The organism is Paenibacillus sp. NPDC057886, from assembly GCF_042796655.1.
Lineage (GTDB): Bacteria > Bacillota > Bacilli > Paenibacillales > Paenibacillaceae > Paenibacillus.
In genome coordinates this window covers 36,668-52,209 of the sequence record NZ_JBHVMZ010000011.1, presented here as the reverse complement: position 1 = coordinate 52,209, position 15,542 = coordinate 36,668, and the positions used below count along the sequence as shown (strand labels likewise).

Sequence of the window (15,542 nt, the reverse complement as noted above, 5' to 3'; positions counted from 1 at the left end):
TTTGCATTCCATGCAAAAGGAGGACGGCAGGTCTATGTTTCGCAAACAAGAGAAAACCCTTATTATCGTCTGTTTGGTCGCAGCCGTGATCGTGCTGTATGCCGTTGTCAAAAGTATTATCCGGATCATGAGTTATTGAGGATGAGGCATATCGTCACACAGGCGGTTTGAAGTCGTACATAACGATTATGTGAAAGAGGAGTGTAATCCCATGTCATCCCTGGACCCTGTTTTGCTCAGCCGGATGCTGACCGGTCTTACCTTGTTCGTGCACATCATTTTTGCTTCCATCGGTGTAGGCGTTCCACTCATGATCGCCTTGGCTGAATGGCGCGGACTGCGCACCAATGATATCCATTACACCTTGCTGGCGCGCAGATGGGCGCGAGGTTTTGTCATTACCGTTGCCGTTGGTGTGGTTACAGGCACCTCAATCGGTTTACAGCTCAGCCTGCTGTGGCCGATGTTTATGCGAGTAGCGGGGCAGGCGATTGCCTTGCCGCTGTTTATGGAGACATTCGCCTTTTTTGTGGAAGCCATCTTTCTTGGAATCTACCTCTACACATGGGACCGTTTCAAAAAGAAATATACCCATATGCTGCTGTTGATTCCGGTGGCACTGGGATCCTCTGCCTCTGCGATATTCATTACAACGGTGAATTCTTTTATGAACCAGCCTCAGGGGTTTACCCTGATTAATGGCATCATGAAGGACATCCATCCGATTGCTGCGATGCTGAATCCGGCTACCCCGACCAAGGTATCCCACGTGCTCGCCTCGTCATACACATTGAGTGCGGGTATATTGGCAGGCATCGCCGCATTCAGCTTGCTTCGGGGTCGGGATCATGTGTATTACAAGAAGGCACTTAAACTCACAACGGTATGTGCGCTCGTATTTGCGGTCAGCACCGTCATGATCGGAGATTCTTCCGGTAAATTTCTGGCGAAATACCAGCCGGAGAAGCTGGCTGCCGCAGAGTGGCATTTCAAAACGATGACGAAGGCGCCGCTGGTCTATGGGGGTATTCTTGACGAGAACAATGAAGTGAAATACGCCATTGAGATTCCCTATGCACTCAGCATACTGGCGGGAAATAGACCGGACACGGAAGTGAAAGGGCTGGAAGAATTTCCGGCCGATCTCAGGCCGCCGTTGTCCATTCACTATATGTTTGACCTGAAAGTAACGACGGGCGTGATCATTCTGCTGATTCCGGTGCTCTATGTGTTCCGCCGCTGGCTGCCGGGGCGTAAACCTTATCCCAAATGGCTCTTGCTCGGCATCGTCCTGCTTGGACCGCTGGCCATGATTGCGATTGAGCTGGGCTGGATGTTCGCCGAAGTTGGCAGACAGCCATGGATATTGCGCGGTTACATGAAGGTGTCGGAAGCAGCAACAACATCATCCTCCGTAGGCTGGATGCTGGTTCTGTTTATCCTGCTGTACCTGATCCTTTGTTTTTCAGCGATTCGGGTACTCAGCAAGCTGTTCCGTAACAAGGAAGCAGAGAAGGAACTGGAGTCTCTCGGCCTGGAAGGAGGGATTGGGCATTGAGCTTTGAAATTGCAGGCATCGCGATCTTGTGGACGTTTCTGTTTGGATATCTGATCGTGGCTTCAATTGATTTTGGAGCCGGATTTTTCAGCTTTTACAGCATATTAACCGGACACGAGAACAAAATCCATAATATTATTCAGCGCTATCTCTCACCCGTGTGGGAAGTGACGAATGTGTTTCTGATCTTTTTTGTTGTTGGTCTGGTCGGATTTTATCCGGACAGCGCTTTTTATTATGGGACAGCCTTGCTTGTTCCAGGTTCATTGGCGATTGTGCTGCTTGCAATCCGGGGCGTGTACTACGCCTACAATACCTATGGGAACCATGGGCAGAACAGCCGGATCTACATGGCATTGTACGGAGCGACGGGATTGCTGATTCCGGCGGTGTTTTCCACCATTTTGGCGATATCCGAAGGTGGAATTATTGAGCAGGTAGGTGATCAGGTGGTTTTTCGCTGGCGTGAGTTTCTGACGAATCCGTATACCTGGTCTGTTGTATTGCTTGCCCTGGTAAGTGTGCTGTATATCTCAGCGATGTTTCTTTCCTACTATGCCAAGCGGGCGGAGGATGAGACTGCGTTTGAAGTCCTTCGGGAGTATGCGCTCTTATGGAGTCTGCCTACGATCTTTGCCAGTTTTCTGGCATTTTTACAAATTAACAAACAGAATCCCGCACACTTTGAGCAGATGTTGAATATCTCTTGGATGTTCATCGCATCTTTTATCTGTTTTGTGATCGCCGTCTCGCTGTTATGGAAACGTAAATATCTGGGCTGGTGCTTTATCGTCGTCATGCTGCAATTTGCCTTTGCCTGGTACGGGTATGGGCGTTCACATCTTCCATACATTCTGTATCCGTACATTAATATTTACGACAGCTTTACGAACAAGACGATGGGTATTGCGCTCATTACGGCGTTCAGCCTGGGATTGCTGGTGCTCATTCCTTCACTCGTGCTCATTATGAAGCTGTTTCTGTTTGATGCCAATTATGTGCGAGGTAACGCTGGCAAAAAGAAAGGATGAGTCCGTTCATGCTTCCCAACATGCTGTTCTTCATGCTTCCACGGTTGCTTCTCAGCTCTGACACGGGAGTGACGGGTATTCCCGGTATAACGGGATTAAGTTTTTTTGAGACCTTTACGATTATGTACGCCCCACCACTGATTATCGTGGCTGCAATTGCGTTTTTGTTCGTCTACTTGGCGAAGTGCAAAAATCCAAAGGATTGATTCGTTGGTACGTACTTTCCAATTCGGGATAATCTTTTGTTAAGATACAAGGAGGGGAGGAGGGCCCTTTCATGCCGAAAATCCGTTATAACAACATTGATAATGTAAGTACGGACAAAACGCTGAAGGAATTCAAGCAATGGAGGGAGCAACGGCGCAGCAAAGTTAAGGATTATTCCTATACCGTGCCCAAGCACCCACCTGAACTGGATTATCTGCACGCCAACCGGGCTGAAACCACGATTACCTGGATTGGGCATTCCACGTTTTTCATTCAATATCATGGACTAAACATCGTGACAGACCCGGTCTGGGCCGAAAAAATGGGATTTCAGCGCAGACTCGGTGCCCCTGGCATTCCGATTCAGGATATTCCGCCTTTGGATGTCATTCTGATCTCACATTCACACTATGATCATTTGCATCTCGCATCGCTGCGGAAATTGGTGACGGCCAAGACGCTGCTCATCGTTCCCGATGGTCTTAAGCGCAAAATGGTGCGCAAAGGATTCCATCGGTGTCATGAGATGAAATGGTGGGATCATATTACGCTTGGCGGGGTCAAAATAACCTTTGTACCTGCGCAGCACTGGACGCGCCGAACCCTATTTGATACCAATACGTCCCATTGGGGCGGCTATGTATTGGAACAGAATCATCCGGCAGTTGTCCCGTCTGATGAGAGCGCTGCGACGAGGGAGGATTATGATTCTGAAACATCCAGAGCAGCAGGAACAGATGATCCAGTAGAGGCATCGACTAATCATTCTCCTGGCGGCCCGCCAGTCATTTATTTTGTAGGAGATACGGGATACTTTCAAGGGTTCAAAACAATTGGTGAACGCTTCGACATTGGTGTCACCCTGATGCCCATTGGTGCGTACGAGCCGGAATGGTTCATGACTTCCCAGCATGTGACGCCGGAAGAAGCGTTGCAGGGATTTGTGGAAACGGGTTCCCAGCTTATGGTCCCGATGCATTATGGTACATTTAAGCTGGCGGATGACACACCCAAGGAAGCACTCGATCGAATGGAAGTGGAACGAGAACGCCTGGGAATCAATGCAGAACGCATTCGGGTGCTGGGACATGGCGAGACGCTCCGTATCCGGCACGAAGAAAGTAAACAAGACTAACAAAAGTGATCTAGATATGCTAATGTAAGGGTATACCCGCATGAACGGTACATTTACCAAATCTTTAACGATTAAAAAGCGGCCAATTTTCGAATTTGCCGCTTTTTTGTGTTATAATATGGTGCCAGAATAGGCTTCGGGATATTGAATCCATGATTGAATTAGTTGCTATTCATGCAGTATGCAGAATATTAAATAAAAGGATGGTATGCTTAATGATTAGTACAAGCGGCATCACGCTCCGCTACGGAAAACGTGCACTTTTTGAAGATGTGAATATCAAGTTCACGCCAGGCAACTGTTACGGTCTGATCGGCGCCAACGGAGCCGGCAAATCAACATTTTTGAAAATTTTGTCCGGTGAAATTGAAGCAAACTCGGGAGAGGTGCACATCACCCCGGGCGAACGCATGGCCGTTTTGAAGCAAAACCACTTTGAATATGATGAGTATCCGGTTCTCGAAACTGTAATTATGGGCCACAGCCGTCTTTATTCCATCATGAAGGAGAAGGACGCATTGTATGCCAAAGCGGACTTTACGGAAGAAGATGGTTTGCGCGCAGGTGAGCTTGAAGGTGAGTTTGCTGAATTGAACGGCTGGGATGCTGAGCCGGATGCAGCGGCACTCCTGATCGGTCTCGGTATCGAACGTGACATGCATGAGAAGAAAATGGTGGATCTGAGCGGTAACGAAAAAGTTCGTGTCCTGCTTGCACAAGCTTTGTTTGGTCGTCCAAACAACCTGTTGCTCGATGAGCCTACCAACCACTTGGATCTCGAATCCATTCAATGGCTGGAGAACTTCCTCATGGATTATGAAGGTACTGTTATTGTGGTATCCCATGACCGTCACTTCCTGAACAAAGTATGTACACATATTGCTGATATCGATTTTGGTAAAATCCAGCTGTACGTAGGTAACTACGATTTCTGGTATGAATCCAGCCAATTGGCACTTGCTTTGCAACGTGATGCCAACAAGAAAAAAGAAGAGAAGATTAAAGAGCTACAAGCCTTTATTCAACGTTTCTCTGCGAATGCTTCCAAATCGAAGCAAGCGACTTCGCGTAAGAAACAACTCGACAAAATCACGTTGGATGATCTTCGTCCATCGAACCGGAAATATCCGTTCATCAACTTCAAGCCTGAGCGTGAAGCGGGTAAACAATTGCTGACCGTTGACCGCATCAACAAAACAATTGATGGTGTGAACATGCTGAATGACCTCAGCTTTGTGGTGAATAAAGGGGATAAAATTGCCTTTGTTGGCCCGAACGGTAATGCTAAATCGTTGTTGTTTGATATTCTTATGGGAGAAACAGAAGCGGATAGTGGCGAATACACTTGGGGTATTACCACAACTCAGGCTTATTTCCCGAAAGACAACTCCAAATATTTTGACGGAGTAGATATGAGTCTCGTGGATTGGCTTCGTCAATATTCCAAAGATCAGGATGAAACGTACCTGCGTGGATTCTTGGGTCGTATGCTGTTCTCAGGCGAGGAATCCCTGAAAAAAGCAAGTGTACTCTCCGGGGGCGAGAAAGTTCGTTGTATGCTGGCGAAAATGATGCAAACAGGCGCTAACGCGCTGATTCTGGATGAGCCAACGAACCACTTGGATCTGGAGTCCATTACCGCACTGAACAATGGTATGATTGATTTTGACGGCACTATGCTGTTTACATCCCATGACCATCAGTTCATTCAAACCATCGCTAACCGGATTATTGAAATCACGCCAAACGGCGTTATTGATCGCCAAATGAGCTATGATGAGTATCTGGAAAGTGACGAAATTAAAGAATTGCGTAACAAAATGTATCCGGTAGAAGCTTAAGATTAGCTAATCTGTCTACATTGAGTATAGTTAACATGGTTAACTATACGTTTTAATAAAGATAAAAAAGAACCGCAAGCTCTCCAGAAGAGGCTTGCGGTTCTTTTTTGGTCATACAGGGTGATCCTGTAACCATAGAAACATCTCATACAAGAGCTTCTTGCGGTCTAGGACCCGCCAGTACGGCGGCGCTGATTGTTAGGCTTTTTGTTGTTTTGGCTCTTCATCGCTTTGGGGCCGCCTTCAAAATAGGCACTGGACTGGTTACCCGTGTTTGCCTGTTCTTTCTTCTGTGCCAGTTTCTGGCGTATGGCATCCTGCAAACTGATCTTTTTCGGTTCGTTATTATCGCTCATCGTTATTTCCCTCCCGGTCTTACAGTAAGCCGTCCGAATTGGACGGGATGTACTCATTTTATACGTTTTACAAAAGCCCCACAAGGGCAACCTGATAAAATGCTGAAATCCTTCACTTTTTTGACTGGGCCAACATTTTTTCTCTTCACCTACAGCCCTGCGGTCTGGCAACTTTGTTTCGGCTTTCCTACAGCAATGCAGCTTGGCAACACTGTTTCTATAGACCCACACGGTACGCATTTGGTAACATGGAACAACCGTAATACGAAACGTTAAAGGAGTGTCGCCCGGTTTGAACGCCTATGAAGAAATACGCAAAGGAGAGCGTGGGGCTTGGGTCAGTATTGTGGCCTATCTGGTCTTGTCTGCTTTTAAATTGATCTGCGGATATTTGTTTGCTTCCAGCGCTTTGCTGGCGGATGGTTTTAATAACCTTACTGATATTGTTGCGTCTGTTGCGGTATTGATTGGACTTCGCATATCCCAGAAGCCACCTGATTCCGATCATGCCTATGGTCACTTTAGAGCGGAAACAGTCGCTGCCCTAATTGCTTCATTTATTATGGCCATGGTTGGCCTGCAGGTATTGGTTGAAGCGGTTCGTTCCTGGTATGAAGGGAACTTTGTAGCACCGAACCTGTGGTCGGCAGCCGTTGCGGTTGTCTGTGCACTGGTAATGCTGGGCGTATATCGTTACAATCATCGTCTGGCCAAACAAATTAACAGTCAGGCCCTGATGGCTGCAGCCAAAGATAATCGTTCGGATGCTTGGGTCAGCATAGGGGCTGCGGTCGGAATCATCGGTGCACAATTTGGACTTCCTTGGTTGGACAAAGTGGCTGCAATAGCTGTAGGTCTGCTGATTTGTAAGACTGCTTGGGAGATTTTCCGTGATTCAACACATCGTCTGACAGACGGATTTGATCAGAAAGAACTGACAGACCTAAGATCATCTGTGGCTCGGGTTCCTGGTGTGGAAATGATCAAGGACGTAAAGGCGCGTGTGCATGGCAGTCATGTACTGGTGGACGTGGTTATTGAGGTGGATGGAAGACTGAGCCTGATCGAAGGTCATCAGATCTGTGACCGGGTTGAAGAGCGCTTGAAACGTTCACATAATATTATGCATGTACATGTGCATGTGGAGCCGCAGATGGAAGAAGGCACGACAGGAAGCCCTTGAAACCGAGAGGGACCAACCGGAAATAAGCGCATATGAAATGAAAAAGAGGACAGCCGCTGCCTGCGTGCTGTCCTCTTTACTTATCGTTAGAACGATTATACGATACTATTGAATAGCAACGTGGATCCAGGCTTTACCTTTCCATGTATATACTTGTACCCATTGACCGCCGTCGAATCCATCTACAACTTCACCTGTCGTATCGATGACTTGGGAACCCAGTGCACCGATTGGTTTGCCATTAGGTGCATCATAGAACCATGTGCGCTCCAACAGGTTGAGCAGCATTGTAGGGACCAGAACCTCATCTCCTGCTTTCACAACAGGTTCATCGAAGATTTTGTCATCCTTTGTTGACGTTGTTGTTTCAGTAGTCGTTGACGTACCTTCCGTACCCGTTGTGTCTTCTGTTGTGCCAGTTACGGTCTCAGCTGTGCCTTCTACAGTGTCTACAGCAGGTTTGTTCACTTCAACAGCCGGCGTTGTTGTGGTTGCCTGTGTTCCCGTTTCTGGAGCTACCGTTCCGGTAACCGCTTCCTCAGCACCTGCGGCAGCAGCCATGGAACCCATCAAAGTCAGAGCAGCGGCAAAGCTTACGATTTTTTTCATTTGTTTTTCCTCCTCGGTTTAGGTATGTAGTTTGTTGTCCTGTGTTAAAAGTAACCAAGTAAGCTCACTTGTGAATCACAAATTATAACAATATTTTCTTGGATTCTCCAGTGTCAACTGGAGCATAGGTGGGTATAAGGGGAGCCTGGATATATCATACTTCGGTGGGAGAAAACCGGGTTGGCTATGTCATAATGGTCCTGTTTTTATGATGTAATCGGGGAGAAGCGATGGAATAGACCAGAAGGGAGCGTAATACATAATAGAGATATGTCGCAATGTGCTTGGGGGAACAATTGTTGCAAAAAAGATATTATGAACGCACAAAAGCCTACCGGCTTTTGCAAGCGCGATAGGCTTTTGTATGTATCGAGTGCTGATCATAATTGGGAAGCCCCATTCATCGCATTCGGCTGCGTCCCGTAATCAGGGAGATGACGAACAGTACAACAAAGATGAAGAAGAGTACTTTGGCAATAGAAGCAGCTGCTTCTACGATACCGAAGAATCCGAAAATACCTGCAACAAGAGCAATAATTAGAAATAGTACCGACCATTTCAACATGAGTATCATCCTTTCGTTTATAGAACTTGGTAGCGAGAAGTGTTCGTCTCACTGCCGTGTGTAGTTGTTCTTTAACCGAGGCCTTTCGGGTTGAAACATTGCGATATTTTACCAGTTGGGGTTGTTTTTACAGTTGATATCCTATTTGTTTCGCCTCGGAATCGGTCGGGTAACTAAGCAATAACAAAACCGATTTATACTGGAAAGTGAGGTTCTTTTATGATCTATCAAATTAGCGTGGCTTTAATTGCAATTGCATTTGCAGTACTTGTATTCTTTTTAATCCGTACCTTAAAGTCCGCTCAGGGGTCACTCGACAATGTGTCACAGACACTGCAGGAAGTTCAGAAGACCATTGATGAGCTAAGTTATGAAGTGAAACAGACGGTAAGGCATGCCAATGATATTACGGTTGATGTGCAGCACAAAATGAAACAAATTGATCCCGTTATGGAATCTGTACAAAATTTGGGTGAAGTGCTGAACGAAGTAACGGAAGCAGCTAAGCAGGTGTCATCCACTCTGATGGCCAAGTTTCAGACGAAACGCAGCAGCAGTGAGCAGAGCAAACGTTCAGAAGTAGCGAATGTAGTACAGACGCCGCCTGCTACACCGACAGATCGGACACTGCAATCCTATGAAGCTACATATCATGATGATGCCAAGGGCGGGAAAAGCTGGCTGAAATATGTGGATGTAGCTGCTAATGTATGGCAACGTATGCGGAAATAGCATGACCGTTTTGTAATCAATAGAAGTCTTCAGAGCGGTGATGAACCTGATGAAAGGGTGAGAATCATGATGAAACTACTGCTTGTTATGTTTAGCGTAATTTCTCCCTTTTCCGTTCAACCGGCAGCGGTACCCGCTGCTCATGATATGCAATGGACGGTAGTGGAAGAGGAGACACCAGAGATCATTCTGGCTGCTGATCGATCCGGACCTGTCCAGCACTTTCGGACTCTGAATGACATTTCTCTGGATGACAGCATCAACGATATTTTAGCCAATAAAGGCCAACCGGTTCATAAGGAACATGATCCATATCTGGGTTGCCCTGAGTACCAATTCAAAGATGTAACGGTTGGGCTCTGCGAAGATACAGGAGTGGTCAATTATGTGCATATTGATTCATCCGAGAAACGTTTGAAGCTTAATCAGGAATGGATTGATATGAATATTGAGGCCATTCGAGATGTGTTGGGCAAGCCATATTATGTAGCAGAGGATGGAGAAGTGTTTCTTCGTGGAAATCAGGCGCTGAAGGTTTATATGAAGCCAGGCTCCAATGATATTGAAGGAATAGACCTATTTGATGAATCGGTTTCCTAGGATTGGTTAATCCAGAAGCGTTTCAACCCGATATCGTATGGTTATATACTAAGTAGCTCGATAAAGAAGATTAATCAGAGGAGAGTGGAAACGATGAATTCAACCAATGCGCAAGCTTATGCAAAAGTGGTAGAAAACGGAGTCCAAGCGGTAGAAGCGGTGAAAGAGTTGCAGATTACCGGGTACCTTGCTGATCATATCTTCGTTCTAGCCCATGAAAAGGATCGTACAGATCGGATTGCCGATACGGCAGATGCCAAAGAGATTGGCATCAAGGAAGAAGGCGTATTTGATTCCTTGGCGAATCTGTTCCGCTCCCGCGGTGATGAACTACGGGCCAAAATTGTTTCGATGGGCTTCACCGAAGCTGAGGCAGATTTTTACGAGAGTGAACTCGATAAAGGCAAAGTACTTGTGATTGCCAAAAAGAAAGAATAGTTAGCCGATACACACACGTAAGCTGGAGCCTTCTGAAAATGGACAAGCTTCAGAGTCAAGTATTTTGCATCAATCAAAAGAGCTTTCAAGTTGATGAAGCAGAATGCTTAACCAAAAACATAGATAAGGAATGGGGATATCCCCATTCCTTATCTATGTTTTTGCAAGTTTGGAAGCGGGATCAAAACGCAGCAAAAACAGGGTAACAGGCGGGGGAATTCTCCTGCGATGGTGCCATTTACTGATAGAGGTTTTCTGATAATACGATTATAGTTAGACTAGGAATTATTATGTCTACCGCTGTGTTGTATGCGAAATTTGTATAATTAAGGTTGTTAGCTGACCTGATAAGAATCGACAAACCCGGACGCCACAGATAAGGAGATAGAAATGAGAATACTTATTGTTGACGACAATCCGACGAATGTCATTATCATTCGAGAAATTCTGAAAAAAGAAAACTATCGTGACATTGTAACGGCAAGTTCTGCTATGGAGATGTTTGAAGTCCTAGGGATTGGTGAGGAAAACAATGAACTTCGTCCCAAGCCGTCGGATATTGACCTGATTTTGCTGGATATGATGATGCCGGAGATGGATGGAATCGAAGCATGCAGTATTGTACAGAAATTCGAAAATCTCAAGGATATACCTATTATTATGGTAACTGCGATCGGAGATTCCAAGAAATTGGCCGAGGCGCTGGATGCAGGTGCATCCGATTATGTGACCAAACCAATTAACAAAGTCGAACTGATGGCCAGAATCCGTCTTGCGCTTCGTCTGAAGCAGGAGAAGGACTGGCATAAAGAGCGTGATCAGCGTATTCAGGATGAGCTGAAACTTGCGGCGATGGTACAGAATGCTGTGTTAAGTCCCGCTATTGAAGATCCGTTGTTTCACGTTAATGCCATTTATAAACCTTCGTTTGAACTTGCAGGTGATCTGTATTCGTGGTACCCGCTTGGTGAAGGCAGATATGGGGTACTGCTGCTGGATATGATGGGGCATGGGATATCTTCATCCCTATTCACCATGTTCATTGCTTCCGTGCTGAAAGATACTGTTACAACTTATGTGGACCCGGAGAAGGTTATTCAGGAGCTGAATCGTCGCTTTAATCAGTTGCATCTGGAAAAACAGCTGGTGCAGTACTATTTTACAGCGATATATCTGGTCGTAGATACACGAATGAAGCGGATTGATTATGTTAATGCAGGCCATCCACCGGCACTCTTTTTCCGTCACGACGGAAGTGTGACAACGTTTGACAGCGTCTGCTGTCCTGTAGGTCTGTTCGACAAGATGGATATTGAACCACAAACGATTCACTATGAAGGCGATGGGCACATTGCACTTTATACAGATGGTTTGACTGAAGCTGTTCAGGGCGATCAGGAAATGCAGCAGGCGTTTCTGAAGGAAAAACTGGCGAGCTCCCATCAGTGGGATGAAGCGGCTATGCAGGCGTTGTTCTTCGATGATGAAATTCCGCAGGAGCGGGATGATGATAAATGTTTGGTGTGGATTACCTTAAATAAAGGGGTCGAAGCTGAATGAAGATCAGAAATAAACTGCTGATTGGCTTTACCGCTCTGATGGCCATCATGATCGTGCTTACGTTTGTGAGTTACGAACGGCTGAACAGCAGCAATCAACAGCTCGATCAGATGTATCAGGAGCGATACCTCAAAGTCAGATATACTTCTGCTGCACGTGGAGAGGTCAATGATATAGCCAAAGTGCTGGCTAACTTGTTGCTGAATCCCAATAATTCGATTAGTGCCGCAGACGGCGATCTGAAGGAAATGCAGGAAAAGGGCGAACGCTACCTCGAGGAAGTTCGGAATCGGGCGGACAGCGCACCAGAGCATCAACTGGTGGATCGTGTGAATACGGCCTGGGAAGCTTACAATGCTTATGCCGCAAGACAGGTCAGTTTGATGTCACAGAATCGGGCGGAAGATGCTAATAGCTACCGGAATTCAACCGGTTTGGCGGTGCAAAAGGAAGCTGTAGACAGCCTGAATGCCCTGTCCCGTTATCAGGACCAGGAGATAGATACCGAGATTAAGGATGCGAATGCAGCCTATATGCGCGCGGTACAGATTACAGTAGCTATCATGATTGCCGGATTGCTACTTGCATTGGGTGTCATTATGTGGGTTCTGCCAAGCATTACACGGGGACTGAATACCGTGTCCATGATGATTAACAGCTTTGGAAAAGGTCGTTATCGAACCATTCGCCGCATACAGGTGAAGTCTACCGACGAGATTGGTCAGATTGCCACTGTGTTCAAGGATGTCTCCAGTGATTTGGAAGAAAAACTGGAAGTCGAGAAAGCTTATTTACAAGCGCAGCAGGATCAGAACTGGATGAGTTCCAACATTGCCAGAGTTCCGGAATTGTTACGGGGTATAGGGTCGATTCGTCAGATTTCACAGATGTTTATCAGTGAATTCACACCTGTACTTGGAGCTCAACTGGGTGTCGTATACCTGGTTGATGAAGAGAAGCATCCGGACGAACTGAGACGTTATGGTGCCTACGCGTTTGAAGAGAACGAAGATGTTGGCAAAGAGGTTTACCGTATCGGCGAGGGATTAATTGGTCAAGCCGCGTTGGATATGACGCCAATTATTCTGGGAAAAACTCCGGAGGATTATGTGAACATCGGATCAGCAACGGGATCATCACATGCTTCCGGTGTGATGATCTATCCTGTTGTATTTGAGGATGAACTGATTGGTGTTGTCGAACTGGCTTCGTTTGAAGGGTTCACCAATCTGCATACACAGTTGTTCTCGCAGCTGATTATGAATCTGGGCGTTATTCTGAACAACGTTCGTCGTCGTTTGCGGGTGGAGGAATTGCTGCGTGAATCTCAAGCGCTTACTGAGGAATTGCAGGTGCAATCCGAAGAGCTTCAGACACAGCAAGAGGAGCTGCGCCGTTCCAATGAGAATTTGGAAGAACAGACGGGAGCTCTCAAACGTTCTGAAGAGCTGTTACAGCGTCAACAGGAAGAATTGGAGCATTTCAATACCGAACTGATTGCCAAGACTCGTGCACTGGAAGAACAGGTGCGAGAAGTGGAAGAGAAGAACGACGAGATCGAGAAAACCAAAACACAGTTGGAACAGCAAGCCATGCAATTGTCGATGACGAGCAAGTACAAGTCCGAATTTTTGGCAAATATGTCGCATGAATTGCGTACACCACTTAATAGTCTTTTGATTCTGTCCCAATTGTTATCGGAGAACAAGGATGGAAACCTGAGTGTTAAACAGCAGGAATATGCCCAGACGATCTATATGTCCGGTGCGGACTTGCTGAAAATGATTGATGAGATTTTGGATCTGTCCAAGGTGGATGCAGGCAAAATGGATATCAATTATGAAACGGTGCGGATGGAAGAACTGACCAGCTTTGTTCAACAGAACTTTGGCCCAATGGCGAATAAAAAAGAACTTAGCCTGAACATTGAGTTCGACAGCAATTTGCCGGAATGGGTATATACCGACAGCCATCGCGTCAAACAGATTTTGCGAAATCTGTTGTCGAACGCGTTCAAATTTACCAACCGGGGATCTGTAAGCCTGATTGGACGGAAGATGAAGACAGATGACCTTCCTGGCTACCTGAATACGAACCAGGAATATGTAGGGTTTACCGTGAAGGATACCGGGATCGGAATTCCATCCGATAAAACGGATCTGATCTTTGAAGCATTCCAGCAAGTGGACGGCACAACCAGCCGCAAATATGGCGGAACGGGCCTGGGACTGTCCATAAGCCGCGAACTTGCCCGCCTGCTTGGCGGTGCCATCCAGGTGGAGTCTTCCGAAGGTGTGGGCAGTTGCTTCACCTTGTTCCTGCCGGATAACCACGAAGAGGAAGTTCAGGTGAACGATGCGGCAAGAGAAGCCGCTGCTTCTTCTGACATTGAAAAGTCTGGAAGAGACTCACGGACGATGCGTTCAGGCAGACAAACTGTACTCACGCCTGATCCGGAAAGCAGTTCATTCATGGAACTGCCTCAATCCGACTCACCTGTGCCTGTACAATTGGAAGATGATCAGGAGAACCTCTCGGAAGGTGACAAAATTCTACTCATCATTGAAGACGATGTGAATTTTGCGCACATTTTGATGGATATGGCAAGAGGCAGAGGATTTAAGGCTATTGTGGCGCTTCAGGGAGACAAAGGACTCGAAATGGCCCGTCAATATTTGCCGGATGCGATCATCCTCGATATTCAGTTGCCTGTGATGGATGGCTGGGCGGTTCTGGGTGAACTGAAGAGCAGCTCGGCGACTCGTCATATCCCGGTGCATGTCATCTCGGTAATTGATGATATGAAACAAGGTCTGATGATGGGAGCCATTGCTTATCTGAAAAAACCCTCCAGTAAAGATTCGCTGGATAAAGCTTTCTCGCATATCGAATCCTATACAGAAAATCAATTGAAACGCCTATTGATTGTGGAAGATGATGAAATACAGCGAAAAGCCATCATTGAGCTGATTGGTCATGATGATGTCGCAATTACAGCAGTGTCTACTGGCAGTGAGGCCTTGAATGAATTACACAGTCAACGCTATGACTGCATGGTTCTGGACTTGATGCTGACAGATATGACCGGATTCGAGCTGCTGGACCAGATTCGGGATGATCAGTATCTGAATGATCTGCCGATCATTATTTACACAGGCAAAGAGCTGGACAGCAAAGAAGAGATGAAGCTTCGCAAATACGCGGAGTCCATTATCATCAAAGACGTGAAATCACCTGAACGTCTGCTCGATGAGACGACCTTGTTCTTGCACCGGGTAGAAGCTAACCTGCCGGAAGATAAGCGTCGAATTCTGCAGAAGCTGCATAACAAGGAAACCTTGTTTGAAGGGAAGAAAATACTGCTTGTGGATGACGACATTCGTAATGTATTTGCCCTTTCAAGCGTGCTTGAAGGCTATCGCATGGATGTGACATTTGCGGAGAACGGTCGTGAAGCTCTGGAGATTCTGGATAAGAACCCGGAAATCGATCTGGTATTAATGGACATGATGATGCCGGAAATGGACGGTTATGAGGCCATGACACGGATCAGACAGATACCAAAGTTCGAAAAATTGCCTATTATCGCCTTAACCGCTAAAGCGATGAAAGATGACCGTGGCAAGTGTATAGAGGCTGGAGCATCCGATTATGTAAAAAAACCGATCCAAACGGATCAATTGTTATCCTTGATGCGGGTATGGCTGTATTCGTAACCCGATAGTTT

15 protein-coding genes are annotated in these 15,542 nt (G+C 46.4%); 12 read left to right on the top strand and 3 right to left on the bottom strand.

Annotated features, from left to right (window positions below):
* The first annotated feature begins 211 nt into the window (after positions 1 to 211).
* The 5 genes from ACFVQB_RS29360 to ACFVQB_RS29340 all read left to right on the top strand — a co-directional run bounded on the left by ACFVQB_RS29360 (position 212) and on the right by ACFVQB_RS29340 (position 5,772).
* Entirely contained in the window at positions 212 to 1,558 is a 1,347-nt protein-coding gene (locus tag ACFVQB_RS29360) for a cytochrome ubiquinol oxidase subunit I (protein ID WP_379447772.1), read from the top strand.
* Positions 1,555 to 2,589 carry a cytochrome d ubiquinol oxidase subunit II gene (locus ACFVQB_RS29355; RefSeq protein ID WP_379447770.1) on the top strand — a complete coding sequence of 345 codons (1,035 nt, stop codon included), beginning with the start codon at positions 1,555 to 1,557 and terminating at the stop codon, positions 2,587 to 2,589. The genes ACFVQB_RS29360 and ACFVQB_RS29355 overlap by 4 nt, the downstream gene beginning before the upstream one ends.
* Before the next feature lie 8 nt (positions 2,590 to 2,597).
* Complete coding sequence (gene cydS, locus ACFVQB_RS29350; protein WP_379447767.1) at positions 2,598 to 2,795, top strand: cytochrome bd oxidase small subunit CydS family protein; 198 nt, start codon at positions 2,598 to 2,600, stop codon at positions 2,793 to 2,795.
* A 71-nt stretch (positions 2,796 to 2,866) separates the two neighbouring features.
* On the top strand, positions 2,867 to 3,931 hold the full coding sequence (locus ACFVQB_RS29345) for an MBL fold metallo-hydrolase (protein WP_379447765.1): 1,065 nt from the start codon (positions 2,867 to 2,869) through the stop codon (positions 3,929 to 3,931).
* A 215-nt stretch (positions 3,932 to 4,146) separates the two neighbouring features.
* Complete coding sequence (locus ACFVQB_RS29340) at positions 4,147 to 5,772, top strand: ABC-F family ATP-binding cassette domain-containing protein (protein WP_076291255.1); 1,626 nt, start codon at positions 4,147 to 4,149, stop codon at positions 5,770 to 5,772.
* Between the two features lie 167 nt (positions 5,773 to 5,939).
* Here ACFVQB_RS29340 and ACFVQB_RS29335 read toward each other — a convergent pair whose 3' ends face one another.
* Positions 5,940 to 6,128 carry a hypothetical protein gene (locus ACFVQB_RS29335; protein WP_113055388.1) on the bottom strand — a complete coding sequence of 63 codons (189 nt, stop codon included), beginning with the start codon at positions 6,126 to 6,128 and terminating at the stop codon, positions 5,940 to 5,942.
* Positions 6,129 to 6,420: 292 nt separating this feature from the next.
* Here ACFVQB_RS29335 and ACFVQB_RS29330 point away from each other — a divergent pair, with 292 nt between their 5' ends.
* Positions 6,421 to 7,311, top strand: a complete 891-nt coding sequence (locus ACFVQB_RS29330; RefSeq protein ID WP_379447763.1) for a cation diffusion facilitator family transporter — start codon at positions 6,421 to 6,423, stop codon at positions 7,309 to 7,311.
* Between the two features lie 105 nt (positions 7,312 to 7,416).
* Here the strand turns inward: ACFVQB_RS29330 and ACFVQB_RS29325 are convergent, their stop codons facing one another.
* Both ACFVQB_RS29325 and ACFVQB_RS29320 read right to left on the bottom strand, forming a co-directional pair.
* Complete coding sequence (locus ACFVQB_RS29325; RefSeq protein ID WP_379447761.1) at positions 7,417 to 7,920, bottom strand: hypothetical protein; 504 nt, start codon at positions 7,918 to 7,920, stop codon at positions 7,417 to 7,419.
* Positions 7,921 to 8,320: 400 nt separating this feature from the next.
* Positions 8,321 to 8,485, bottom strand: coding sequence for a DUF1328 domain-containing protein (locus tag ACFVQB_RS29320; protein WP_017692264.1), 165 nt, complete (start codon positions 8,483 to 8,485; stop codon positions 8,321 to 8,323).
* A gap of 219 nt (positions 8,486 to 8,704) precedes the next feature.
* On the opposite strand from ACFVQB_RS29320, the gene ACFVQB_RS29315 reads away from it, so the two are divergent.
* The 6 genes from ACFVQB_RS29315 to ACFVQB_RS29290 all read left to right on the top strand — a co-directional run bounded on the left by ACFVQB_RS29315 (position 8,705) and on the right by ACFVQB_RS29290 (position 15,531).
* Positions 8,705 to 9,217 (top strand): DUF948 domain-containing protein, encoded by a 513-nt coding sequence (locus ACFVQB_RS29315; RefSeq protein WP_379447759.1) that lies wholly within the window; start codon positions 8,705 to 8,707, stop codon positions 9,215 to 9,217.
* 66 nt (positions 9,218 to 9,283) lie between these two features.
* Positions 9,284 to 9,817, top strand: a complete 534-nt coding sequence (locus ACFVQB_RS29310) for a hypothetical protein (protein ID WP_379447757.1) — start codon at positions 9,284 to 9,286, stop codon at positions 9,815 to 9,817.
* 93 nt (positions 9,818 to 9,910) lie between these two features.
* The gene (locus tag ACFVQB_RS29305) at positions 9,911 to 10,255 is read left to right on the top strand and encodes a YflT domain-containing protein (RefSeq protein WP_064640589.1); all 345 of its coding nucleotides are present in this window, start codon (positions 9,911 to 9,913) and stop codon (positions 10,253 to 10,255) included.
* Positions 10,256 to 10,293: 38 nt separating this feature from the next.
* Positions 10,294 to 10,461, top strand: a complete 168-nt coding sequence (locus ACFVQB_RS29300) for a hypothetical protein (RefSeq protein ID WP_379447754.1) — start codon at positions 10,294 to 10,296, stop codon at positions 10,459 to 10,461.
* Positions 10,462 to 10,645: 184 nt separating this feature from the next.
* Complete coding sequence (locus tag ACFVQB_RS29295) at positions 10,646 to 11,815, top strand: PP2C family protein-serine/threonine phosphatase (protein WP_379447748.1); 1,170 nt, start codon at positions 10,646 to 10,648, stop codon at positions 11,813 to 11,815.
* On the top strand, positions 11,812 to 15,531 hold the full coding sequence (locus ACFVQB_RS29290; RefSeq protein ID WP_379447746.1) for a response regulator: 3,720 nt from the start codon (positions 11,812 to 11,814) through the stop codon (positions 15,529 to 15,531). The genes ACFVQB_RS29295 and ACFVQB_RS29290 overlap by 4 nt, the downstream gene beginning before the upstream one ends.
* Positions 15,532 to 15,542 lie beyond the last annotated feature (11 nt).